A 23,461-nucleotide genomic window follows, 5' to 3' on the forward strand; every position below is an offset into this window, starting at 1 on the left:
CTATTTCTTTGTTATTCTAACCAGAGTAAGGGTTCTAAATCGCCCGGGCGAATGTAACAGATCAGCCGCCGTTTCGCTACAGCCCCTCCATGCTCGACCCGGATTTCCAGCCGGATGCGCTCCCCCCTGATAAAAGATACCGTTTCACTGTCTTCGACTTTCACCAGATTGAGGTAACGGTCCGCGGTTAGACTTCCAGCGTCGCGCAGGCGGATTGCCTCATCCGCCACTTCGGCAGGTAACGTGGCTTTAAGCACTTCGTCTGGGGCATGTAGCGGATTAAAACTGCTTTTTGGAAATGCGGTGACCATCTCCTGTAACGACTTGAGTTGTTGGGGGGACAGTTCCCTGACCTGTTCCAACTCCGACAAGCTTTGCAAAAACATCGACCGCCCAGGCTGTGCACTTTGCCGATAAATCTGTGCGCTGCCACCTTGTTGCTGCTCGATAAATGACAACAAATGACTACGTTGCACAGGGGTAAGCTGAAGGTAATCCAATAACCTGAGTAATGCTGGGTCTGTAGCAGTCAACGCAACCAGGCCTTCCAGGTCCTGTAATTTTATGGTGACACCAGGTTCAGGCGTAAACGATTTGCCATAAAAATTCCATACCGATGTCAGAGGGTTTGCTTCCACCAGAGCCGCCCCCAGCTCGCCTGAGGGCTGCGTCAGCAAAGCAAACAGTATTTCGTTCTGCCAGTGATTCAGCTTAAGCTGAGCCGCAGTCCTGTCTTGCATCAGACTGGCTACTTGTACTTGCTGCCGACCTGTCAGCGTAAAGTGCAATGCCAGTAACGCAAGAATGGTGCAGATAAACAGCACCTGAATGAGCGCTACACCACGTTCAGGCTTCATTTTTTTCATCCTGCACAAAACGGATCCGGGTTCGCCCGTCCTGAAGCAGCGGAATAATCACAGGTTCATTATTTGCCCATATGATATTCACTGCTTCAGGTAACATACCGGTCACTTGAGCCTGATAAGCGGTCTGCCAGACCGGAGAGCCTTCACGAAAGCCCAAAAAATGGTCATAAGCAGCAAAATCTTTCCAGCCATAGTAATTAAAACGAATATTTTCCGCTTCAAACAGTACCATGGATTTGTCCGCTGCCGGCAAAGGTGCTGATTTCAATAAGGGGTTCTGTTTCAGGCTGCTTTCCTGATAAGACAATTGCTGCAGGCCTGAAGAGCCCTCCTGAACAACCAGCCGGATCAAAGCAGGCCCAGACGAACTGAAGATCGGCTGATGGCTGATAAACACCAGCTCATGGTTGTTGCCATGAAAAAAATAGGCGGCAGAACCACTCGTATCCCTCACCAGATAGTTTGAGGCTCCCATAAGGACCTGATGCAATAGTTGTAGCTTCCTGGCCTGATTGACATCCTGCTGAAAACTGCCGAAATCGTTACGCCAGCGTTCACTGAATACGGAAAAGCTCAGGCTTCCCACCAACATGACAAACCCGAGCAATAAAGTTGCTATCAGTATTTCGATCAGGGTAAAACCGCGGTTATTCATGGCAAGCCCCAACTGAGCGCATTAAACTGATAGCGCTGCTGTTTTTCATTTTTGATTAAAGTCAGCTCTACCTGCCATAAATAGAATCGTTCGTTCTGCCGAATAAAACTATCACTTTCCAATTCATAACGCGGAGCTGGCGCGGCTCTTTTGCTGACACTGGCCCGCCAGGAAAAACGGTAACCGTTCAGAACCCCTTCCTGTTCCAGAACTTTGTTCACATCCGCACTCTTCAATCGGAATGAAATAGTCTCTGTTAATAAATCAACTAAAGCAGACGCATCCACTGCAGCACTGGCTTTCTCACTTGATACCGAAGCGGCTCTGTATACCTGACTGACCGCAGCAATCACCATAAACAAAATGGTGGCCGCAATCAGTACTTCTATCAGGGTAAAACCTTTAGGTTTACTGCGGCGCATAACTGCTGGTTAACATGGCAAGCAGGTCCAGATCCTGCTGTTGTTCTAAACGAGTGAGTTGCAATCTGACGGGCTCCGGAAAACCATTGACGTTCAGTTCAACATGTTGTGGAGTAAAAAATAGATAGCTGAATTGTTTTAGAAGGATACGCCGCCCGTCAGCGTCATAGGCATACACACCTTTACCATCAAAACTCAATTGTACAGCTTGTTGCCGGGTGTAGGCTTCAAAGCTTTGTTGTCTCAGCCAGCGCTGCAGGCTGTCCTGCTCGCTGCGGGCTCTGGCACTGTCGACCTGCTGCATGGTTAAAGGCCCAACCAGACTCATCACCAGCCCCAGCAGCATGATCACTATCATCAGTTCAATCAGTGTAAAGCCCCGGCTGCCCTTGACACTCATCATCAGATGCCATCGTTAACCGACATGATACTGAGCAGCATCACCACCACCACAGAGCCCACTATGCCCCCCATCACCAGGATCATCAGTGGTTCCAGCAAACTGGTCATTTTTGTGGTCCAGCCGGTAAAATCGTTGCGACTGCGGCTGGCTATTTCGTCAAATACTACCCCCAACTGACCGCTTTCTTCGCCAACCTCTAGCAGGGAAAGATAAAAGTCCGGATAAAGCGATGTGGCAGCCAGGGTTTCAGTCAAATTATTACCCCGTTTGATTTTGGCTTTGGCCAGCATTACAGACTGACGTAACAGAGCATTCTTGATGGTATTTGCGGCCAATTCTATCGCCTGGTCCAACCGTACACCGGCGTCAAGCATCAACGCCATACTGGTGTTAAAGCGGATACGTTCAATCTGCATAATGGCTGTTTTAAACACCGGAACACGAATGAGGTATTCGTCCAGCCATTGCGATAACAGGCCACGGTCAGCAGCCCACTTTGCGCCGCCGGCCAGTGCCACAAGTATTAATGCCAAATACCATTGATAACTCTGCATCCATTTACTGGCGCTGATCAGCATTTGGGTATACCAGGGCAGGTTGGCATTTCCTTCAAACAAGCCAGACATTTGAGGAACTATGTAATTAAATACAAAGACAATAGCCAGCACGCAAACAGAAAAAATTACGGCAGGGTAAACCATGGCCTGAGTGATTTTAGCCTGCAACTCCTTCCTGAATTTCAGATCACGCGCTAAACCAGCAAATACTTCTGCCAGCTCACCACTGGCCTCGCCCATCCTGACGAGGCTAACATAGAGGTTATCAAAGTGCTTGTGGTGGGATAATGCCTCTGCGAGTGACTCTCCACGCTTTACTGAGTTTGATAGTTCCGTCAGCAGTTTTCCGGCAAGACTGTCCGACTTCCCCTTCGCCAGCATTGCCAAACTGCGATCAATTTTTACACCACTGCGCAACAACAAGGCCAATTCAGACGTAATAAATTCAAGCTCATTCAGGGATAACTGACTGGATTGAAACAAAGACAGGCGTTGCTGGTTTTTTCGCTCTTTCACAGACAAAGGAAATAACCCTTGTTGCTGCAAGAGCTGGTGAACCGCCTGAACAGACTCGCCTTCAATTTCACTGCTGATCAAGTGTCCAGCCTGGTCATAAGCTTTATAGTCAAACCATGCCATCAGCCAGCTACCCGGATAACTTCTTCAATGGTTGTTATTCCCTGCAAGACTTTCAACAAACCGTCTGCCATTAACGTGCGCCCGCCGCGCTGCTGATTCAGCTTACGTGCTGTCAAAGGGAAGTGCTCGTCTTTGGGTAAGGATTTTACCGCTTCATCACAGCGCAGATACTCGATAATAGCCACCCGGCCTCTGTAGCCCGTATGCGAACAATGCTCACAACCTACTGCCTGTTTTAATTCTGCAACAAGACCATGACGTGTCGCCAGCGGCTGCAAATCATACTGAGCCATTAGGGCGATGGCATCAGAATGAGGGACTGCACAATGTGGACACAACTTTCGAACCAGGCGCTGCGCAATAATGGACACTATAGCGGCGTTGAGCAAATACTCCTCCGCGCCCAAATCCAGCAATCGGGTGTACGCACTTGGCGCGTCGTTGGTGTGTACTGTGGAAAACACCAGATGGCCTGTCAGGGCTGACTGCATGGCAATTTGGGCCGTTTCTTTATCACGGATCTCACCAAGCATAATAATGTCAGGGTCCTGACGCACTATACTGCGTAAACCTGCAGCAAAGTCAAAACCTATAGCAGGCTGAACCTGCACTTGGTTTACCCCTTCCAGCTGGTATTCAACCGGGTCTTCCAGCGTAATAATTTTCACGCCAGGTTCGTTAATTGCATTCAAAAAGGTATACAGACTGGTGGTTTTCCCTGAGCCAGTTGGCCCTGTCAGCAAAATCACACCTGAGGTCTTACGAATGTCTTCCCGGATCGCCTGCTCAATATCAGCAGAAAGGCCAAGCACTTCCATGCTGTAGTTGATCGCGTCCTGCCGTAAAAACCGCATTACAATGCTTTCACCGTCATGCAACGGTAATGAAGAAACACGAATGTCCAGATCTTCATTCGCTATCCGCATTGAAATTTTGCCATCCTGCGGGCGACGCTTCTCCGCAATGTCCATGCCTGAAAGAATTTTAAGCCTGGAAGCTACGGGTAATCTCATTCGCGGGGGGATCCAATCCGCTTCCTGTAATACGCCATCAATGCGAAAGCGCACCCGATACCTGTTCCCTATGGGTTCAAGGTGCATATCGGAGGAGCGGGCACGAAGTGCGCGGGATATCAGAGAATTCAATAGGTTTACTGTAGGGGCCTCTCCGGCAAGCTCTCGCAGCCTGTCTTCTTCTACATCGGTCAATTCATCAAAACTGGCCACTGAAGCGGATGTTCGTTGATACAGCTGATGCAACATCTGCATCTGTTGTGGCGTCGCAATGAAACAATCCAGCCGAGATCCGGTTTCGGCCACAATCTGATTGCCCTGCACAGACAATGGGTCTGCTATAGCCAGGGTCAGCTGCTGTTCTTTTGCGGACAACACAAACCAGTCGAACGGACTCAGAACCTGGTTCAGCGCTATAGCCTGTAACTGTTCCGCCTGAATCCCACTCAGAGTTTGTTCAGATAACAAAGGGATTTGTAGTAAAGCAGCATAAAACTCAGGCAGATTGTCTTCAGACAAGGCACCCATATTCACCAATAACTGCTCCAGCCTGCCACCATACTTTTTCTGGAACGTCATCGCTTTATCTATGTCAGAGCCGGACACTCCAAATTGCTGCTGTAGCAGCGAGATCAGTTCTGTCATTTGAATACGACGTCTGCGTCTTCACCTTCACCGCCGACTTTTCCATCGCGGCCATAAGACATCAGTGAAAAAGGTTCATTATTCTGACCTGGTACTGCATAAATGTAGGGATTGTCCCAAGGATCATTCGGAATATCTTTAGGCAGGTAAGGACCATCCCAGTTTGGCTGACTGGATTGACGTAATTCGGCCAGAGCAGCAGGATAACTGCCAATATCCAGACGATAAGTGTTGAGTGCTGTAGCCAGCATTTCCATCTGAACCGCAGCTACTTTGGTTTTATTCGAGCCCACTTTGGAGAACATTTGTGGAGCAACCAACGACATCAGCAATCCCAGAATTACAATTACAATTAAAAGCTCAATCAGTGTAAAACCACGCACACGACCTAATTTCATCAGAATTCCCATCACTCTTGTATTTAACGAGACGCGGCATCTTAACTCATGCAGCGGAACACGAACAAGTTACGGTTCAGCCCCTTCAGGCACTATTTATTATTCAGGTAAATAATGTTCTACACCACTGCGTGCAATCACCCGCTCCCACAGCAGCTCATCATTAATTTTTGGCAGAATAGTGCTGTTTTCGAACTGAGGTGGCCAACTTTGCAATTGGTCTAAATCGGCATATTGGACTGAATAACGGCTGAGAAAGTTCTTTGTCCAGTCATTCAGATAACCCAATACAGGCAGGCCTGCTGCTGCATATTCCATCAGCTTGGTCGAGGTCTGAAATTTATACGGCCTCAAGTTTGGTACTGCATTCAAGCCAACGGCAGAACGCTCCAGCCAGCCTGGAATATCTTGGTGATGGACCCGGCCAGCAAACAAAATTTGCGGTTTATCTGCAAATTGCTGCTTCAGTGCAGCAGGAGCATCACCGACCATGGCCACCCGTATATCAGGTTTGATGCTGAGTAATCGAAGCAGAATTGCCGTCAGTTGTCGGGTTTTATCCATGGAACCAATGTAAATGAGATCAAAGTCTTTGGTTTTTTCCTGCAGTTGCAAAAACTCCCGGCTGATGCCCATATCCCGGGTCAGCGTTGGCACCTGGTCACGAAAACTCATCAGGCTACGTTGGTTTTCATTTTGAAAAATTCGCAGATGAGGTAAAGGCAGCGCCTGCTTTTTTAACCAATCTTTGCAACCAGCCAGAGGAGGCAGTGATAAGGAGGCAAATTCATGTACCATAAACTGGTGAGCCAACGGTTTGTAACGATAAAAGCCCATAAAAAACCAGACTATATCGTACTGCTGTAAATCCACAGGCTCAGTTTTTATATCCATCTGATAACGTTCAGAAAAATACGAGCGGTATGCATTAAGCTCTGGCAAATCCGCCCTGCCGGAATGAATAAAACACAGTGTTTTCATCGTCTGTGCCCTCCGGCAAGGAATACCAATACAGGCAGATGACGCATGAGAATATTCTTCAGTGCCACACTGAACGTATAGCGGCCTGACAACAGCACCAACCGCAGTGACTGCCAGTGCTGCGTATTCAGATACCAATAAAACTTTTGCGCTCTGCGCTGAGCGCGGTTCATCACATGACCATGTCGTTCAAGCAACAGCTGATAGCCTTGTTCGCGATGTTTTGACACTGAGATCCGGTCTGACGAATGATCCTGCCATATGCGGTAACTGCAGCCAGTGAGTCGCCGCCCTTTACCAAACCTCTGACTTAGCCGAATCCAACAGTCATAATCCTGGCAAGACAAAAATGCCGGATCAAAACCTGTGATCTGCCGTAAATAATCCGTACGGGTAAAAAGCTGATTACCGACCGCATTACGCCACAACAAATCGGACGCCGTTAATTTTTCTTCCCTGCGTCCGTAACTGAAAGTCAGTGTTGGAGTCACCACCTGATAACCTGTACACAAAAAGGCAGCTTCAGGGTGTTTTTGCCACTCCTGCACAAAGTGCTGCAAGCGGCCGGGTAAAAATTCATCGTCATCATCCAGCCCGGTAATAAAGACCCCTTTAGCCGACTGAATTGCCAGATTTCTCGCTACACAGGCGCCGGAAGCACTGTCCGTGGTCAACAGACGAATACGCGGGTCACTGCAGGCAATGGCTTCAATTTGTGCTCTATAGTGCTCGTCTGAACAGTCATCGACGATGATCAACTCAAACAGTTTATAACTTTGACTGAGGCAACTTTGCACGGCCCTGTCCAACAGTTCAGGACGATTCCGGGTTGGAATATACACAGTCACCAACGGGGCTGGCACTACCGCCTGACTGGCTCCAGTTTCTGTCTCAACGCGACTTTCTGCCTTTTGCAGTAATTGATTCTGTAACATGAGAGGCTCGGCACTATACATCAGCCGGCTCCTTCTGCTTTGCGATGCGGCTATACAGCTGCTCATACTGCTGAGACACAACATTCAGTGAAAAAGAGCCAAGTACTCTCTCGCGGGCTTTTTGCCCAAGCTGATTTCGCTCATCAGCACTGAAACAGAGCATCGTTGTTAAAGCTGTGGCAAGAAGTGAAGGATTCTGAGGAGGGGCAATCAGTCCCGTCTCGCCAATCAGTTCTTTACAATCCCCTACATCGGTGGCAACACAAGGCAAACCAACACTCATGGCTTCGCCCAATGCCATGGGGAAGGCCTCACTGCGCGAAGGCAGACAAAATACATCAAAACAGTTTAACAGCACCGGAATATCGTCTCGTAACCCCAATAGCAGAACTTTGTCAGACAAATTGTGGCGTTCCAGCTGTTTCGTTAAGCCGACATTGCCTGGTTCGTTGTCACGACCAACCAGAATACAACGCCAATTCAGTTCAGCAGGCAACAACGCCAGTGCTTCAATCAGAATGTCCTGTCCTTTGTCCGGGTGATTCCGTCCGACAGAGCCAATGATCAACTGACCCTCTTTTAAACCCAATTCCCGTCTGGTTGCCTCTTTTTGTGCAGCAGGTATAGAAGACAGCGGTGAAAAACCGTTGGGGATCACAATAAATTTATTGGCGTTATAACCGTATCCAATATGATTCTGGCGAGCCACTTCGGCCACGGCCACTATGGCATCAGGCAACCAGCCAGACATTGCCGCGCCAGCTTTCATCACCAGTTTGGTTAAAGGCCGCCCTATAGGCAGGTTAGAACAGTGGATGCCCCAAACTAAATGCCGGACACCAGCCAGGCGGGCAGCAATCCCCCCCAATAAATCGGCGTGGTACATCCAGGTCTGAACCAAATCAGGTTTGATCTGCTTAAGCAATTTAGTCAGTTGCCATAAAGCCACAGGAAAGGCTAACTTTCCGGCCATATTCAGAGCAATCACCTGGTAGCCTTGGTTGCGCAGCCGCGCGCCTATCGGCCCTTCGTCCTGCAAAGAGATAATAACCAGCTCATCTTTTCGTTCCGGATGGCTGGTCAGCAACCGCTCCAGCATAATTTCGGCACCGCCTATATCCAGGCCTGTGCTGATATGTACAACTTTCAAATCAGAACTCCCTATCTGGGTTATCACATTCCGGGTGCAAAACCCATCAAAGGTTTTTGCGAATTAAGCGCCATGACCAACAAATTAAAGCCAACAAATAACCCCAGAAACGCCATACGCCGCCAGCCGGTTAATGCCAGTCCGGCCAGGACAACCAGAGGGATCGTACTTTCAAATGCCCGGCCTGCGACTGGCGACGTAAAATAAATGCAGAGATAAAACAAGATAGCAGTCACAGCAAAACTATAACGGCGCAGATAAGTTTGTCCCTGCAACACCATTAAGCAAACCAGCAGCCCCCAGAGTAAAAATCCGGCGCCAGATGCTTTCTCTGTAAAAGTTTCCTGGCTGACCCCCTGCCTTGCCCCTACAAATCGGGCCAACACCAACAATACCGCTCCCAACGCAGACGCACTAAGGATCGTAAGCAGATTCCGCAGGTCAGCAGCAAACCGAATTCTCTGGTAAATAAATACCATCGCCAGCAACATCAACACAAAGAAAAAACTGGCGTGAATAAAAGGGGTCAACCCAATCAGAATTAATTTTCTTCGATGGTTATCACTGAACCACCCCATCAGAAAAATGGCGATAGCCAGCCCTTGGCGCAGATGGATCACAAAATTTTTGATTATTTGCGGAAAAAACAAAAACAGCAGCAACCACCAGATATTTTTAGGGTTTGTGCGCAACAGGTAATAGGCGGTGACACTGGCGCTGAAAAAAATGATCAATCGCACAGCGGCCCGGGGCTCAATCAATAAACCAATAAGCGAATTCAACACTAACCAAATAGGTTCATTGGTAAAAAGTTTATGAATACCGCCACTCAAGTGGCGCAACAGTATGACAGGGGAAAATTGAATAAACTCGAAGTAATTATCCCTATCGGCAAAAATATCAACAGGCAACGCAGCCAGAAAGGCTCCATAGCAGAGCGCAATCAACATCAGTCCAAACTTTACATGACTACTTTGGTCTGAAAGATAAAATTCCAACGGAGAAGAACTAAACTGCCAGGGCTTCAAACCAAGCGCCCTTCCCAATATCGATTTTCACTGTATATCATCCGTTATCCGCCTTTGGGTTACCTTTACTGCTCAAGCCGGCTCACACTAATCACCCCCGAATTCTATCTGAACCCCCAGGTAATTCATAGCCAGACAAGACTGCCAAGCCTCTGTAACAGACCAAGTGATCAAAATTCAGCTCCTCAGCTGATTTGCGGAAGCTCATTGCTCACTATTCCACCATCTGACTGGTTAAAGCTGTTTATCAGTGGTAAAAAAGTGTTCCTTAAGTAGCCGTTCAGCTTATTCAGTGACATAATTGTGTCCTTTAAAAGTTCACTCTTTGAAATGGCATTAAGTACAGTGACCTATGCAAGAAATCGTTAATAAAATTAGCGCTGAAGACGCTGGGCTGACGGATGTCGGCGAATTGCATCCCAAACCCTTTATGTCCAGGCGTGACACGCTGAAGCAGCAGGTGATTTACGTCTATTGCCCTCCGGAGCGGGAGTTGGATATAGGTTTGATTGTTGAGGACTACACCTTTGATATGGTGATCAACGATTACTCCCTGACAGACTTCAGCTCCAAAGTGATTTGTCATTTTGAAAGTAACAAGCTGGACAAAGAGCACCGGGAGTTTTTGGTGCGGGCCATGGAGTTTGGCGCCTGGGTGGAGCCGCTGGTCAGTTATCTGGACTCGCGCTTGGGCTATACAGAGGTGCGTTTGCTGCAAAGCAGTTACTTTTTACACCAGAAAGCTTTTTCGATTCTGTCCAACGGCCGCAGCCAGTTCAATAAACGGATGTTTGATTTAGTACTGGCCAGCGTTATTGCGTTGCTGACGTTGCCCATCTGTCTGCTCACCGCCATTCTGATCAAACTGGAAAGTAAAGGTCCGGTGATTTATAAGCAACTGCGCACAGGCCAGTACAACCGTGAATATTATGTCTACAAGTTCCGCTCGATGCGCAACGATGCTGAGAGTAACGGCGCCCAATGGGCCAGTGAAAATGACAGCCGTATCACCAAAGTAGGCAATTTTATCCGCAAAACCCGTATTGATGAGTTACCCCAGCTGCTCAATGTGTTTTTAGGTGACATGTCGCTGATCGGCCCCCGGCCTGAGCGCGAGGTCTTTATTGAAGAGCTGGAAAAGTCCATCGTGTATTACCGCTTCCGTCACGCCGTTAAACCGGGTATCACCGGTCTGGCGCAGGTGCGTTACCCTTATGGGGCATCGGTTGAGGACGCGGTCTGGAAGCATAAATATGATATTTTTTATATCAAACACCACTCGTTTTGGCTGGATATCAGGATCTTGTTCGCTACCTTAAAAGTAGTGATCTTTGGCATGGGACGCTAAGGTATGAATGTTGGTTTTATCATCACCAAATCGGAAGTTGGTGGTGCTCAGGCTTGGGTCAAAAATGTCTCAGGCTTTTGCGAAAACTCCAGACGTTTCCTTATTTCATCTGAGCATGGCTGGCTGAACAGCTTCTTCGCTGACGAGCAGAGCCTCACCCTTCCCTCCATGGGCAAACTGTTTTTTTTGCGGGATTTATTCCGTTTAAAACACTTCATCCGTAAGCACAATATTGGTTTGTTGGTGGCCAGCTCTGCACATGCCGGCGTGATGGCCCGGCTGGTCAAATTGCTAACCCCTGTTCAGGTTTATTATGTTTCGCACGGCTGGTCGTTTAACTACAACGGCGGTTTGCTGCGTTTTGCCTTTCGCAAAATTGAACAATGGCTGGCGGCACTGACCGATAAAATTATCTGCATATCAGGTGCGGATTATCAGATAGCGCAGGAAACGCTGAAAATTGAACAGGACAAGCTGCTGCTGATCCCCAATAAAGTCTTCCAGCCACAAGCTTCAGGCCTGGAGCCGCCTTTAGACAGACGCCCGAACTCTCCGAATTTATTGTATCTTGCCCGGCTGGAAGCACCGAAAAGACCTGATCTGCTGAATCTTCTGAATCACTTTTCTGTCCAGATTGACGTGATAGGCCAAGGCAGTCTGGCCACGCAAATTCTGCCTGCAAGCAATATCCGGTTATGCGGAGAAGTAAAAAACTTCGGTAACTTCAGTGCCTACGATGGTTTGATCTTGCTGTCAGACAGCGAAGGCTTGCCCATGTCTGCCATTGAAGCCGCGGCCTGTGGTTTGCCATTGTTTTTAAGCGATGTCGGGGGATGCAGTGAGTTAGTGCGCTACCAGAATGGTATGGTGACACCAAACGACGCCATGGCGTTGCAGGAAAACTTCAGTTATTTCCTGAATAAACTGCCCTACTTTAGCAAACAGGCCCAGCATGCCAGCAAGTACTTTGATTTAAATACTGACCGCGATATATGGCAGAGCTTGTTTAAAAATCCCGCCTGATTCAGGCGGGACCGCTCTATTCGTTCTGATAGTAAGCCCGGTACCAATCCACGAAACTTTGCACTCCTTGTTCAATCGGAGTGGCCGGTACAAAGTCGATATGCCGCTCAAAGTCTTCCACATCGGCAAAAGTCGCTTCCACATCCCCCGGTTGAATGGGCTGGTAATCCCTGATTGCTTTTTTACCCGTCGCAGTCTCAATAGCACAAATTAAACGCTCCAGCTCCACAGGCTGACTGTTACCTATATTAAATAACTTATAAGGGGCAGAACTTTCACTGCGGGCACCTGCGGTGTCAGACCAGTCCGGCTTTGTTTGTGGTGCCTTGGCCTGGATCCGGATAATGCCTTCGACTATATCGTCAATATAAGTAAAGTCCCGCTTCATTTTTCCATAGTTAAATACCTTAATAGGCTCGCCATTTAAAATGGCTTTGGTAAATAAAAACAGAGCCATATCAGGCCGGCCCCAAGGGCCATACACGGTAAAAAAGCGCAGACCTGTCGTAGGGATGCCGTACAAATGGCTGTAACTGTGTGACATCAGTTCATTGGCTTTTTTTGTGGCCGCATAGAGGGATACCGGATGGTCCACCCCATCCTCTGGTGAGAACGGCATCTTTTTATTCAGGCCATAGACCGAGCTGGAGGAAGCATAAACCAGATGCTGAACCCGGTGCTGACGGCAGCCTTCCAGCACATTTAAGTGCCCAATCAGGTTGCTGTCGGCATAAGCCATCGGGTTTTCCAGCGAGTAGCGCACTCCAGCCTGAGCCGCCAGATGGATCACCCGCTCAAACTGGCCTTGGGCAAACAAGGCGGCCATCCCAGCCCTGTCAGCTATATCCAGCTCGACAAACTTAAACCGGGTATGTGCGCTGAACAGCGCCAACCGGTCCCGCTTTAGCTGAGGATCGTAATAGCTGTTCAGATTGTCGACCCCTGTGACCTCCATCCCCATCTGCAACAGGCGCTGACAGACATGAGCCCCAATAAAACCGGCCGCACCGGTCACTAACAACTTCACTTAATCACTCCCAAACAAGTCGCGGGTATACACTTTGTCCTGAACATCCGCCAGCGCCTCATTGTGGCGATTGGCAATAATCACGTCAGACATCGCTTTAAATTCACTCAAATTGCTGATCACTCTGGAACGGAAAAACAGCTCTTCTTTCAGCTCCGGCTCATAAATCACCACTTCAATGCCTTTGGCTTTGATGCGTTTGATCACCCCCTGAATAGCGGAAGATCGGAAATTATCAGAGCCCGCTTTCATCACCAGGCGAAACACACCTACCACATTTGGCTGGCGGCTGATAATGGAGTCGGCAATAAAGTCCTTGCGGGTTTTATTGGCTTCTACTATGGCCCCAATAATGTTATTCGGCACCTCTTTGTAATTAGCCAGCAGTTGTTTGGTGTCTTTGGGCAGACAATAACCACCATAACCGAAACTGGGGTTGTTGTAGTGGTTGCCAATACGCGGGTCCAGTCCTACCCCTTCAATAATCTGCCTGCTGTTGAGCTGATGACTTTCGGCATAACTGTCCAGCTCGTTAAAATACGCCACCCGCATTGCCAGATAGGTATTGGAAAACAGCTTGATAGCCTCAGCTTCGGTACTGTCAGTAAACAGGGTCACCACATCAGGTTTACGACAACCCTGTGCCAATAAACGGGCAAACAGCTGAGCCTGCTCACCGTGATCCCCCACAATAATGCGGGACGGGTACAGGTTGTCGTGTAAGGCTTTGCCTTCGCGCAGAAACTCCGGCGAAAAAATGATGGAATTTATCCCTAAGCGTTCACGCAGTGCTTTGGTAAAACCCACAGGAATTGTGGATTTAATCACAATGGTGGCTTGTGGGTTCAGCTGCAGCACATCCTGGATCACTGATTCCACCGAACTGGTATTAAAATAATTGGTATCCGGGTCATAATCGGTCGGTGTGGCAACCACCACAAACTGCGCATCTGAATACGCCAGGCTTTTGTCTGTCGTGGCGGTAAAGTCCAAATCATCCCGTAACAAAAAGCTTTGAATGTCTTTGTCATCAATAGGTGACTGACGCTGATTTAACAGTTGCACCTTGTGCTCATTTAAATCCAGCGCAACCACTTTGTTGTGCTGAGACAACAGCATGGCGTTTGCCAAACCGACATACCCGGTGCCGGCAACGGCGATTTTAATCTTTTGATCAGCACTCATCTGTGCATTTATCCTTGTGTCTGTTCTGTTGCTTGCCGCAAATCCAGGCCATTATCCGCCAGTAAAGCGGCCCAGTCAGCCAGGATCCGGTTATTGGAATAGGGCTCAGCGCTTTGTTTCACCTGGTGCCCAGGCCATGTCCGGCTCAGGCACTGTATCAGGCCATGAGCGATGGCGTCGGATGAATGCCCCGACAGCAGAACACCATTTTGCTCCGGCCGGACAATTTCGGCCGGACCACTGGCACAATCCACTGAAACCACCGGAACCCCCAACGTAATGGCTTCGACCAGTACATTGGGAAAACCTTCGTACAACGAGGTGAGCAACACACAACGGGCTTCCAGGTAATGCACTGTGGTGTCGGCGGCAAAGCCCATAAAGTCCACCTTGCCGCCCAGGCCTAACTGATGGGCCTGTGCCCGCAGCATGGTCTCCTGACTGCCCTGGCCGATAAAGCGTAAACGCAGTTCGGGGTACTGCGCGTGAACCAGTGAAAAAGCTTCAATAGCGCGATGAAAGGCTTTTTGTCGTTCAAAACGCCCAACACACAATACATAACCAGGCTGCTGCGCTGCAGGTTCAGTTAACGCTGCTGCCGCTTCAATACGTTGATTTACCGGGTTGTAGATCACGCTGGTACGCTCTGCGGCAATAGGCACATGGGCTAATAAATCGGCACGCATGGCCTGGCACTGATTGACCACATGGTCGAGCCGGCTATAGAGAAAGCGTTGCAAAGGGTTCACCACCCAGCGTTGCAGCCAGGACCCCGACGTCAAAGCATTGGCTGAAAAGGTATTGATATTGCGGGCCATTAACCGAAATTGAAAACGCAAAAAGGGCCGGATCAACACCATCAGGTGGGCCAGTTCATAGTTAAATACCACCAGCCTGGCTGGTCTGGCCCGATTTAAATGCCGGATCAAAGGGCCAAAGGCATAACGGGCCTGGTCCACACCAAGCACACTCAGGCAGACTTTGTCTGACAGATTCTGGTGGTACACCGAATTATGCATATGCAGCACCACCAGCTCCAGGGGCATGCCCTGCTCCGCCAGCCCCGAAGCCAGATTGGCACAGACACCTTCGGCGCCGCCGCCAGCCAGAGAGCTAATCAAAAATACGGTGTGATCCGTAAGCGCCTGCTGTTCTGCCATTACCCCTGAGCCTCCAACCAGCTTTGGAACATCAGCAGGTTCCACAACATATATTGCCAGTTCCGCTGACCAGACAGATGTTCCTGCCAGTATTTGCGCACCAGCGCTGTATTCAGCAAGCCCTGCTGCTTAAGTTTTTCGGTATCCAGCAGAGCTTCAGCCCAGTCGCGCAGCGGCCCACGTAACCAGTGATCGGTCGGCACACCAAAACCTGTTTTTGGTCTGTCCAGCAGCGCCTTGGGCACGTGACGGTACAGTATTTGTTTCAGTGCCCATTTGCCAACACCGTCCCTGCGCTTAAAGTGCATCGGCATGCTGGCAGCCAGCTCAATAAACCTGTGATCCAGCATAGGCACCCGCCCTTCCAGCGAAACCGCCATAGCCGCGCGGTCTACTTTCACCAGCACGTCATCGGGTAAATAGGTCTGGCTGTCCGTCAGCATCATCCAGGCCAGACGTTGCTCATCGCTGTGCTGGGCAGCAGGTTCAGTAAACAGCGAGGCCTCTGGTTCCCGGCGAATCAGCCGCTGCGGGTCTTTGGCATCAGACACCACCTGGGTGTACAGGCCTGCAAAAGAATGACAAAGCCCAACTTCCGCCACTCTGGCGAAACCATTAGATAGGGGACCATAATCGGCCTGACCTGTCAGCTTATCCAGTTGTCGCCAGACATCCGCATGCAACACAGGCTTGCACCAGGCCAGGGCGCTTAGCAAAGCACCGGGCACAGACGACAGCTTATGATGCAGTGCCAGGCTGTGTTCATAGCGGCTGTAGCCGGCAAAAAGCTCATCGCCTGCGTCACCGGACAGGGCCACTGTGACATGGCGGCGCGCCTCTTTGGCAATCAGGTAGGTGGGGATCTGCGAGCTGTCGCCAAAAGGCTCATCAAACAGCTGCGGCAACGACGGCACCACATTCAGCGCATCCTGCTCAGTCACATAAATTTCTGTATGGTCTGTACCTAAATGCCGGGCCACCGCCTTGGCATGTTCGGCTTCATTGTAGTCCGGGACATGGAAGCCAACAGTAAAGGTACGGATTGGCTGGCTGGCCTGCTTTTGCATTAAGGCGGCAATCAGCGATGAATCCGTCCCACCAGATAAAAACGCGCCTACCGGCACATCGGCCAGCATTTGCTCCGACACAGACTGGGATAACTGAGCTTCCAGTTGCTGCAGCCCTTCCTGGTCCGTGCCGGAAAAAGGCTGGCCAGCAGCGTTTTTTGCTACCTGCGCAAAAGACCAGTAGCGACGGATTTGAACTGCTGAATGGCCAAGTGACAGTTCATCGAGCGATAAGGTGAGCATACACCCCGGTTCCAGTTTGCAAAACTGCCGGTAGATAGTACGCGGCGCTGGCACATACTTGTGCCGCAGCATTAAGGCCAAGGCTTCAATGTCAACTTCGCCCTGAAACAACGGGTGTGCTTTGAGCGCTTTCAATTCAGAGCCAAATAAAAAAGCCCCTTGGCTGAACCCATAATAAAGCGGTTTTTCGCCAGCTCTGTCACGCACCAACGTCAGTGTTTTCTGCTTATTGTCCCACAGTACCAACGCGAACATGCCCACTGCACGGCGGATGGTGTCTTCCAGCCCCCAATGCAGAATACCTGCCAGTAAGGTTTCGGTGTCCGAGTGACCACGCCAGACCTGAGGAACCACTTTATCAAGTTCGGCCCTTAGCGCCTGATGGTTATAAATTTCACCATTAAAGGCCAGCATAAAACGTTGGTCCGGGCTGAACATCGGCTGGTGACCAGCAGCCGATAAATCCACAATAGCCAACCGCCTGTGCACCAGGCCAAAACTGCCACAGTCTGAGCTGTATAAGCCTTCATCGTCCGGACCGCGATGCTGGATCTGCTGCCCCATAGCCCTTAGTATTTCAGACTGGCTTGCCAACAACTGCGCAGAGGCGAGGACGCCTGCTAATCCACACATTTCCTTTCCCCTAAATCTTTCCTTGATAACCAGTTTTAAAAGCTGCAGCCAGGTTCTGATAACGACTGGCATTAAAAACCTTCCAAATTTGCCGTAAATCACTTAACCGGGGCAGTGCACGACAACTAAAAAACAGTTTTAAGAACCGCCATTTCAATGGATAACGTAAGTAGCAGCGGGTGAATAACTCAAATAAGGTTTGGGCGGCTAACTGACGTCTGATTTCCGGATGTGTTTTCAATAATTGTGGAATCAGGTCTAACTGAGCCAGCCCGACATACATCCCGCCTTTTTGGCGGGTTAAGGTTTTATCTTGTTTAAAAAATCGATACACCCCGTAAGGTTCATTAATGTAGGCGGCATAGCCTCCATCAGAGACAAATGTCATAGTGATATAGTAATCAATGGTTGGGAACGGGTAAGCACTCATCTTTTTTGCTGAGCGACGATACATACTGCCTGAGTGACAGCCAGTAGTTCCGTACAAGACAGCCAAATCGGCCAGATAAAATTTATTCTTACCCAATAACTGGTCCAATGGACACACCGGCATGCCAACAGCCGTTTGCCCTTGTTCATTCAGAATGACCATCCTGTGCCAGACGATTCGGCAATCTGGGTGCTGGCGCATAAAATCAATTTGTGCCTGTAATTTGCCAGGTAAAGCATAGTCATCGCCATCCAGATGACAGACGAACTCCCCTTGAGCCAGATTGTGCACTGAGAAGTAATTGCCGATAGGGCCTTGATTGGTGGTATGCATTACCAGTTTCAGCTTACCTGGATACTCTTTTTCCATCGCCAACAATACGTCACGGGTTCCGTCCGATGAACAGTCATCACCGACAATTAATTCGAAGTCACAATCCACGTTCTGGTTTAACAGACTTTCCAGACATTTCCGAATGTAGTTCACTTGATTGTAAGTGACGACACAAATACTTATTTTAGGTACGCTCATAAAACCCGCTTAATTTGGAGAGGATCACAACCCTCAATGATTCTTTGCTGATACAAAAGATCATCAAGCTGACAACCCAAAATGCTGCACCAACCATCACCAGCAGAGCCGGATTGATAAGGGTTGCAGCGAACGCTTTTAACTGAAGAAACTCGGCTGTCAGCGCTATCAGCAGCGCTATGATCAGAACAGGGCAAAGAGTGCCCAGCAATAACTTCCGATACATCTTTGTATCATACTGACGCAACAGCAGCGGCTGACAAACAAACAGATAGGCCAGATTGACGCCAAACCAAACCCAGGCGGCGCCCTTCATTCCCATCGACAGGAAACCAAGCGGCAACAAAAATAACAAAAAAAGAAGCATAACTATGGTCGAGACAATACGTAACCGAATCCTGCCTGTTGCATAGTCCAGGATGTACGAGCAGGAGTTAACCGCCAGAATAGCGTTCGCCGCACAATAGATAATAAAGGTATCACTGATTGAGTTCGCAAATTCAGCTTGCCCCTGCCAGGCTTTAAGTATTTCGAAGCCAAAAAAATAGACACAAACTACAGTCGCCAGCGCCATACAGACCATAAAATCGAACAGCATCGTCACCAGTCTGTAGGCTTGTGCATGTTGACCAGAGGCGACCAAACTCGTGACCTTGGGCTGTAAAGTTTGCACTATTGGCCCAGTGACAATGGTCACCACACCAGCTGCCATCACTGCCACATGAAACAAGCCATAGTCCGATAAACTCAGCAGGGTAGAACCAATGAACCGATCTGCCTGTGACACCATGACCCACAAAATGGTCGCGATACCAGCAGATAAGGCAAATTTGATTGGCGTGTGAAACACAGGATCGGTCAGTTTATAGCGTTCAGTCAGCGCTATAGATGGCAGCTTGTGTTGTTTTCGGTAAGCTAAACTAGCGGTCTCAACAAGCTGAACCCCTAACTGAAACCAGATGTAAAATTCCACAGTGGCATTGCACAACACAAAAAAAGGAATGACCGCCAAGTAGCGCAAAGTCGCAACAACCAGGGTTAATTTGGCTACCCAGACAATGTCATCTAAGCCAAACAGAATGGCACGCAGGTAAACAGACAGCCACTTTAAAAATACCACCAATCCCACTACTTTGAGCAAGTAGCTGACATAAGCCGGATCTAAATATTCAAGTTTCAGCCAGTGTACACTAAGGTGGTCAGCAGCCAGTATCATGCTGAACGCGAGCAACAGGCCACTTAATATAAAGAGCTGCCGGATTATCATCACAAAAGAATAAAAAAAGCGGCTTTCAGAGACTCCAGCGTGAAAACGACTTGCCTCACGTGACAATGACGACGATAACCCAATGTCCAGTAACGACATTAATGCCTGGAGGGTCAACATAAACGCTACCAAGCCATAAGCTTCTGCACCGAGATAATGCATATAAACAGGGATCACAAGTATGCCGGCAAAAGCCAGATATAACTGGCTTATCCAATTCCAGCTGATGTTCTTCAATACCTGCATAGTCAGTCGGACCTCTCGGTCCCCGCCTGCTGCGATTGTTGCATCCGAGCTTCAAGCTGTAACAAATGAGTGCTGCGTGGTTTTATTTTTTTTGCAGGCACCCCGGCATAAATAAAAAACGCTTCACAATCTTTATTAATCAGACTGAGGGCCCCTACAGCAGCACCTTCCTGTACACTCACACCAGGAAGCACTACGGAACCTGAGCCTATTATGACGTGTTTACCAATATGCACAGGTGCATGGTGAACAGCCTTTAGTTCAGCAGGCACCATAGGGTTGGTCATGGTCTCACCTGAATAATCATCGCTGGAGCTGTAAATAGAAACGCGCGATGAAATATTGGCAAAATCCTGTAGCTCTATCCGGCTGGCACCGATTAGACAACTATAGACGGCAATATGAATATAACTTCCAATCTCGATGCCTTCTGCTCCAGCAGAAAGCACAACAAAATCATCAATGCGAACATTGTTTCCAATACGTATATTGCCAGCATTGTAGATACTGGCTTTGTCGGAGATTTTTACGTTGGAGCCGATAGACTTGAAGCCAACAGCCCGCAGTTGCTCTTCAGTCAGCAAAGGCATACACAGCCTGCTTGACCGCCGCGGTCACCTGATTCAACTCCTGCTCCGTTAAATCGTAATACAATGGTAAACATAAGGTGCGCGTCGCCAACGATTCCGAAACAGGGCAATGGTCGGCATTGACCTCACTGTATTGCTCCAGTTTGTTGATCGAAGGGGAAAAATATCGTCTGCTCATAATGCCTTTATCCTGCAACTGCTGCATTACAAACTCAGAGAGAGTGGCGTTTTCAAAAGACACTGGCATGTAGGCACCATTTTCCGTTGCATCGGGGTGCCAGCCTTGCTGCTGCACTATGCCATGCAGCTGATGTCGGTACTGCTGGTAAAGCGCCTGCCGACGTCCCATAATTTTTTCAATATCATCCAGCACAGCCAGCCCCATGGCCGCATGAACTTCACTGATCTTGGTGTTAATTCCTTGTTCCGGTATTTGTCCAGTTGTTACATCAATACCGAAATTTGTCATCATCAAAGCTCGTTCATAATCGTCGCTACTGCGGAAAATAACGGCTCCGCCTTCAACTGTATGAAAAACTTTGGTGGCATGGAAACTCAAGGTAGAAGCATCACCATAGTTCAACACACTGTTGTCTGATACTTTGATGCCAAAAGCATGAGCAGCATCATAGATCACCCGGACCTTGTTTCGCTCTCTCAAGGTTTCAAACGCATGAACATCACATGGGTTACCATACACATGCACAGGCACCACAGCATTGCAACCTTGATGGATAAAAGGCTCGCATTGCACTGCATTCAGGTTGTAACTTTTGGGGTCGACATCGGCAAATCGCGGCCGTATCCCTTCCCAGGCCAGACTGCTGCTAGTGGCTATAAAGGTGAAGGGGGTTGTAACAGCTTCGCCTTTTAAATCAAACACCTTATAAGCCAACTGCATCGCCAACGTACCGTTAGCTACGGGCAGTAAATTCTTGACTCCAAGATAGTCTTCCAGACGAACTTTCAACTCTTGTGCCATAGGTCCGTTGTTGGTCAACCAACCTTTCGAATAGACCTTGTCAAGATAACGACTGTAACTTGTAAAGGTGGGTAAATAAGGTTTATTCAGTTGGATCATTTTGTTTTAATTAGCTCTTTCAAATACTGGCCGTAAGAATTTTTTGCCATTCCGGCTGCACGCTGTAAGATTTCTCCTGCCGTTAGCCAGCCATTCAAATAGGCAATTTCTTCCAGCACAGCAACTTTAAACCCCTGACGGTGTTCAATGGTCTGAACAAAAGAGGACGCCTCGAGCAGGCTGTCAAAAGTCCCTGTATCCAACCAGGCAAACCCGCGCCCTAACATCTCAACATGCAGCTTTCCTTGGTTCAGATATTCCCTGTTCACACAGGTAATTTCAAGTTCACCACGCGCAGAAGGCTGAATGCCTTTGGCAATCTCGATCACTGTATTGTCATAAAAATACAAACCTGTAACCGCATAGTTGGATTTTGGTTGCGCAGGTTTCTCTTCAATCGAAATCGCTTTTTGCTGGGCGTCAAACTCCACGACACCGAAGCGCTCAGGGTCACGAACCTGATAACCAAAAACAGTCGCCCCCGTACGATTCGCAGCCTGCTTCAGCTTCGGACTGAAACCCTGACCATAAAAAATGTTGTCACCTAAAACCAAAGCAACAGAGTCATTGCCAATAAAAGATTCACCAATTACAAATGCCTGAGCCAGACCGTCTGGTGAAGGCTGAACTGCATAGCTTAACTGGATGCCAAAAGCGCTGCCATCGCCCAGTAAGCGTTGGAATGAAGCCTGATCTTCTGGCGTTGTAATGATCAGGATATCGCGAATGCCAGCCAGCATCAGTACTGAGAGCGGGTAATAAATCATCGGTTTGTCGTACACAGGCAACAGCTGCTTCGACACCCCTCTGGTGATAGGATAAAGCCTGGTACCGGAACCTCCGGCTAAAATAATCCCTTTCATTTGTTTGTCATTCCTTGTCCCAAGCGTTCCAGCTGATAAGAACCATTCAATACGGCTTGCCACCAATCCTTGTTTTGCAGGTACCACTGCACGGTTTTGCGCAGGCCAGTGTCAAAACTTTCTTGCGGCGTCCAGCCAAGCTCGCGCTCTATTTTGCTTGCATCAATCGCATAACGGAAATCATGGCCAGGCCTGTCAGTCACATAGGTAATAAGGTCGCTGTACTGCTTTACCCCTGCCGGCTTTTCTGGCACCAGCTCTTCCAGCAAGGCGCAAATGCTGCGAACCACATCGATGTTTCTCTTTTCGTTATGACCACCAATGTTATAGGTCTCGCCGACTACGCCCTGTGTGACCACTGTATAGAGTGCACGGGCATGATCCTCAACATAAAGCCAGTCGCGGATCTGTTCACCTTTGCCATAGACAGGCAGCGGCTTGCCTGTCAGCGCATTGAGAATCATCAGCGGAATTAATTTTTCAGGGAAATGATAAGGCCCGTAATTATTGGAGCAGTTCGTCACCAGCACCGGCAAACCGTAGGTACGGTGCCAGGCCCGGACTAAATGGTCAGAGCTGGCTTTACTGGCTGAATACGGACTACTGGGTTCATAAGGCGTGGTTTCGGTGAATAAATCAGCGGTACCATGCAAATCGCCATAGACTTCGTCAGTCGAAATATGATGGAAACGAAACGCCTGTTTTTTTTCGGTATCAAGTTGCAACCAATAAGCCCGGCAAGCGTCCAGCAGCGTATAGGTGCCCACTATATTGGTTTGGATAAATGCCGCCGGGCCATCAATAGAGCGATCCACATGGCTTTCTGCTGCTAAATGCATGACGACATCCGGCTGAAATTCAGTCAGCGCTTTGGTCACAGCTTGCGCATCGCAAATGTCTGCCTGGACAAACTGATAACGGTCCGAACTGGCTATGCTGTTCAGCGATTGCAGATTGCCAGCATAAGTCAGTTTATCCAGATTAAGCACTGTATCTTGTGTCTGGTTGACAATATAACGGCACAATGCAGAGCCGATAAAGCCAGCTCCGCCTGTCACTAAAATTTTCTTCAACG

23 protein-coding genes are annotated in these 23,461 nt (G+C 48.8%); 2 read left to right on the plus strand and 21 right to left on the minus strand.

The window, feature by feature from the left end; genetic code table 11:
* Positions 1-11: 11 nt before the first annotated feature.
* The 11 genes from WKJ03_RS04910 to WKJ03_RS04960 form a co-directional block, all read right to left on the minus strand.
* Positions 12-857 (minus strand): hypothetical protein, encoded by an 846-nt coding sequence (locus WKJ03_RS04910; protein ID WP_337841050.1) that lies wholly within the window; start codon positions 855-857, stop codon positions 12-14.
* On the minus strand, positions 847-1,521 hold the full coding sequence (locus WKJ03_RS04915) for a prepilin-type N-terminal cleavage/methylation domain-containing protein (RefSeq protein ID WP_337841051.1): 675 nt from the start codon (positions 1,519-1,521) through the stop codon (positions 847-849). The genes WKJ03_RS04910 and WKJ03_RS04915 overlap by 11 nt, the downstream gene beginning before the upstream one ends.
* A complete protein-coding gene (locus WKJ03_RS04920) occupies positions 1,518-1,943 on the minus strand; it encodes a type II secretion system protein (RefSeq protein WP_337841052.1) in 426 nt (141 codons plus the stop codon). Before WKJ03_RS04920 ends, WKJ03_RS04915 begins: the two co-directional genes overlap by 4 nt.
* Positions 1,930-2,346, minus strand: a complete 417-nt coding sequence (locus WKJ03_RS04925; RefSeq protein ID WP_337841053.1) for a prepilin-type N-terminal cleavage/methylation domain-containing protein — start codon at positions 2,344-2,346, stop codon at positions 1,930-1,932. The genes WKJ03_RS04920 and WKJ03_RS04925 overlap by 14 nt, the downstream gene beginning before the upstream one ends.
* Positions 2,346-3,542 (minus strand): type II secretion system F family protein, encoded by a 1,197-nt coding sequence (locus WKJ03_RS04930; protein ID WP_337841054.1) that lies wholly within the window; start codon positions 3,540-3,542, stop codon positions 2,346-2,348. Before WKJ03_RS04930 ends, WKJ03_RS04925 begins: the two co-directional genes overlap by 1 nt.
* Entirely contained in the window at positions 3,542-5,200 is a 1,659-nt protein-coding gene (locus WKJ03_RS04935) for a GspE/PulE family protein (protein WP_337841055.1), read from the minus strand. The genes WKJ03_RS04930 and WKJ03_RS04935 overlap by 1 nt, the downstream gene beginning before the upstream one ends.
* Positions 5,197-5,598 (minus strand): type II secretion system major pseudopilin GspG, encoded by a 402-nt coding sequence (gene gspG / locus WKJ03_RS04940; RefSeq protein ID WP_337841056.1) that lies wholly within the window; start codon positions 5,596-5,598, stop codon positions 5,197-5,199. Before gspG ends, WKJ03_RS04935 begins: the two co-directional genes overlap by 4 nt.
* A 99-nt stretch (positions 5,599-5,697) precedes the next feature.
* Positions 5,698-6,579 (minus strand): glycosyltransferase, encoded by an 882-nt coding sequence (locus WKJ03_RS04945; RefSeq protein ID WP_337841057.1) that lies wholly within the window; start codon positions 6,577-6,579, stop codon positions 5,698-5,700.
* Entirely contained in the window at positions 6,576-7,535 is a 960-nt protein-coding gene (locus tag WKJ03_RS04950; RefSeq protein ID WP_337841058.1) for a glycosyltransferase, read from the minus strand. The genes WKJ03_RS04945 and WKJ03_RS04950 overlap by 4 nt, the downstream gene beginning before the upstream one ends.
* Positions 7,528-8,664, minus strand: coding sequence for a glycosyltransferase (locus tag WKJ03_RS04955; protein ID WP_337841059.1), 1,137 nt, complete (start codon positions 8,662-8,664; stop codon positions 7,528-7,530). The genes WKJ03_RS04950 and WKJ03_RS04955 overlap by 8 nt, the downstream gene beginning before the upstream one ends.
* A 23-nt stretch (positions 8,665-8,687) precedes the next feature.
* A complete protein-coding gene (locus tag WKJ03_RS04960) occupies positions 8,688-9,614 on the minus strand; it encodes an EpsG family protein (protein WP_337841060.1) in 927 nt (308 codons plus the stop codon).
* 430 nt (positions 9,615-10,044) lie between these two features.
* On the opposite strand from WKJ03_RS04960, the gene WKJ03_RS04965 reads away from it, so the two are divergent.
* Positions 10,045-11,040, plus strand: a complete 996-nt coding sequence (locus tag WKJ03_RS04965) for an exopolysaccharide biosynthesis polyprenyl glycosylphosphotransferase (RefSeq protein WP_337841061.1) — start codon at positions 10,045-10,047, stop codon at positions 11,038-11,040.
* A 3-nt stretch (positions 11,041-11,043) separates the two neighbouring features.
* Positions 11,044-12,063 (plus strand): glycosyltransferase, encoded by a 1,020-nt coding sequence (locus WKJ03_RS04970; RefSeq protein WP_337841062.1) that lies wholly within the window; start codon positions 11,044-11,046, stop codon positions 12,061-12,063.
* A gap of 16 nt (positions 12,064-12,079) precedes the next feature.
* On the opposite strand, the gene WKJ03_RS04975 is transcribed toward WKJ03_RS04970, so the two are convergent.
* From WKJ03_RS04975 to rfbB, 10 genes are read right to left on the minus strand one after another with little or no spacing between them, the layout of a single operon-like run.
* Positions 12,080-13,090: an NAD-dependent epimerase gene (locus WKJ03_RS04975; RefSeq protein WP_337841063.1), complete on the minus strand. Its 1,011-nt coding sequence runs from the start codon at positions 13,088-13,090 to the stop codon at positions 12,080-12,082.
* On the minus strand, positions 13,091-14,257 hold the full coding sequence (locus WKJ03_RS04980) for a nucleotide sugar dehydrogenase (protein WP_337841334.1): 1,167 nt from the start codon (positions 14,255-14,257) through the stop codon (positions 13,091-13,093).
* A gap of 26 nt (positions 14,258-14,283) precedes the next feature.
* The gene (locus WKJ03_RS04985; protein ID WP_337841064.1) at positions 14,284-15,435 is read right to left on the minus strand and encodes a glycosyltransferase; all 1,152 of its coding nucleotides are present in this window, start codon (positions 15,433-15,435) and stop codon (positions 14,284-14,286) included.
* A complete protein-coding gene (gene asnB / locus WKJ03_RS04990; protein WP_337841065.1) occupies positions 15,435-17,378 on the minus strand; it encodes an asparagine synthase (glutamine-hydrolyzing) in 1,944 nt (647 codons plus the stop codon). Before asnB ends, WKJ03_RS04985 begins: the two co-directional genes overlap by 1 nt.
* Positions 17,379-17,388: 10 nt before the next feature.
* Positions 17,389-18,339 carry a glycosyltransferase gene (locus tag WKJ03_RS04995; protein WP_337841066.1) on the minus strand — a complete coding sequence of 317 codons (951 nt, stop codon included), beginning with the start codon at positions 18,337-18,339 and terminating at the stop codon, positions 17,389-17,391.
* Positions 18,326-19,852, minus strand: a complete 1,527-nt coding sequence (locus WKJ03_RS05000; RefSeq protein WP_337841067.1) for an oligosaccharide flippase family protein — start codon at positions 19,850-19,852, stop codon at positions 18,326-18,328. The genes WKJ03_RS04995 and WKJ03_RS05000 overlap by 14 nt, the downstream gene beginning before the upstream one ends.
* A 2-nt stretch (positions 19,853-19,854) precedes the next feature.
* Positions 19,855-20,442: an acyltransferase gene (locus WKJ03_RS05005; RefSeq protein WP_337841068.1), complete on the minus strand. Its 588-nt coding sequence runs from the start codon at positions 20,440-20,442 to the stop codon at positions 19,855-19,857.
* Positions 20,426-21,523 carry a DegT/DnrJ/EryC1/StrS family aminotransferase gene (locus WKJ03_RS05010; RefSeq protein ID WP_337841069.1) on the minus strand — a complete coding sequence of 366 codons (1,098 nt, stop codon included), beginning with the start codon at positions 21,521-21,523 and terminating at the stop codon, positions 20,426-20,428. Before WKJ03_RS05010 ends, WKJ03_RS05005 begins: the two co-directional genes overlap by 17 nt.
* On the minus strand, positions 21,520-22,386 hold the full coding sequence (gene rfbA / locus WKJ03_RS05015) for a glucose-1-phosphate thymidylyltransferase RfbA (protein WP_337841070.1): 867 nt from the start codon (positions 22,384-22,386) through the stop codon (positions 21,520-21,522). Before rfbA ends, WKJ03_RS05010 begins: the two co-directional genes overlap by 4 nt.
* Positions 22,383-23,459 carry a dTDP-glucose 4,6-dehydratase gene (gene rfbB / locus WKJ03_RS05020; protein ID WP_337841071.1) on the minus strand — a complete coding sequence of 359 codons (1,077 nt, stop codon included), beginning with the start codon at positions 23,457-23,459 and terminating at the stop codon, positions 22,383-22,385. Before rfbB ends, rfbA begins: the two co-directional genes overlap by 4 nt.
* Positions 23,460-23,461: the final 2 nt, after the last annotated feature.

It is taken from the genome of Rheinheimera sp., from assembly GCF_037442525.1.
Lineage (GTDB): Bacteria > Pseudomonadota > Gammaproteobacteria > Enterobacterales > Alteromonadaceae > Pararheinheimera.

Excerpts from the sequence above, each read along its gene's own strand:
- WKJ03_RS04910 (WP_337841050.1), bottom strand. The coding sequence starts at position 857 with ATGAAGCCTGAACGTGGTGTAGCGCTCATTCAGGTGCTGTTTATCTGC.
- WKJ03_RS04915 (WP_337841051.1), bottom strand. The coding sequence starts at position 1,521 with ATGAATAACCGCGGTTTTACCCTGATCGAAATACTGATAGCAACTTTA.
- WKJ03_RS04920 (WP_337841052.1), bottom strand. The coding sequence starts at position 1,943 with ATGCGCCGCAGTAAACCTAAAGGTTTTACCCTGATAGAAGTACTGATT.
- WKJ03_RS04925 (WP_337841053.1), bottom strand. The coding sequence starts at position 2,346 with ATGATGAGTGTCAAGGGCAGCCGGGGCTTTACACTGATTGAACTGATG.
- WKJ03_RS04930 (WP_337841054.1), bottom strand. The coding sequence starts at position 3,542 with ATGGCATGGTTTGACTATAAAGCTTATGACCAGGCTGGACACTTGATC.
- WKJ03_RS04935 (WP_337841055.1), bottom strand. The coding sequence starts at position 5,200 with ATGACAGAACTGATCTCGCTGCTACAGCAGCAATTTGGAGTGTCCGGC.
- gspG (WP_337841056.1), bottom strand. The coding sequence starts at position 5,598 with ATGAAATTAGGTCGTGTGCGTGGTTTTACACTGATTGAGCTTTTAATT.
- WKJ03_RS04945 (WP_337841057.1), bottom strand. The coding sequence starts at position 6,579 with ATGAAAACACTGTGTTTTATTCATTCCGGCAGGGCGGATTTGCCAGAG.
- WKJ03_RS04950 (WP_337841058.1), bottom strand. The coding sequence starts at position 7,535 with ATGTATAGTGCCGAGCCTCTCATGTTACAGAATCAATTACTGCAAAAG.
- WKJ03_RS04960 (WP_337841060.1), bottom strand. The coding sequence starts at position 9,614 with ATGTTGATTGCGCTCTGCTATGGAGCCTTTCTGGCTGCGTTGCCTGTT.
- WKJ03_RS04965 (WP_337841061.1), top strand. The coding sequence starts at position 10,045 with ATGCAAGAAATCGTTAATAAAATTAGCGCTGAAGACGCTGGGCTGACG.
- WKJ03_RS04970 (WP_337841062.1), top strand. The coding sequence starts at position 11,044 with ATGAATGTTGGTTTTATCATCACCAAATCGGAAGTTGGTGGTGCTCAG.
- WKJ03_RS04985 (WP_337841064.1), bottom strand. The coding sequence starts at position 15,435 with ATGGCAGAACAGCAGGCGCTTACGGATCACACCGTATTTTTGATTAGC.
- asnB (WP_337841065.1), bottom strand. The coding sequence starts at position 17,378 with ATGTGTGGATTAGCAGGCGTCCTCGCCTCTGCGCAGTTGTTGGCAAGC.
- WKJ03_RS04995 (WP_337841066.1), bottom strand. The coding sequence starts at position 18,339 with ATGAGCGTACCTAAAATAAGTATTTGTGTCGTCACTTACAATCAAGTG.
- WKJ03_RS05000 (WP_337841067.1), bottom strand. The coding sequence starts at position 19,852 with ATGCAGGTATTGAAGAACATCAGCTGGAATTGGATAAGCCAGTTATAT.
- WKJ03_RS05005 (WP_337841068.1), bottom strand. The coding sequence starts at position 20,442 with ATGCCTTTGCTGACTGAAGAGCAACTGCGGGCTGTTGGCTTCAAGTCT.
- WKJ03_RS05010 (WP_337841069.1), bottom strand. The coding sequence starts at position 21,523 with ATGATCCAACTGAATAAACCTTATTTACCCACCTTTACAAGTTACAGT.
- rfbA (WP_337841070.1), bottom strand. The coding sequence starts at position 22,386 with ATGAAAGGGATTATTTTAGCCGGAGGTTCCGGTACCAGGCTTTATCCT.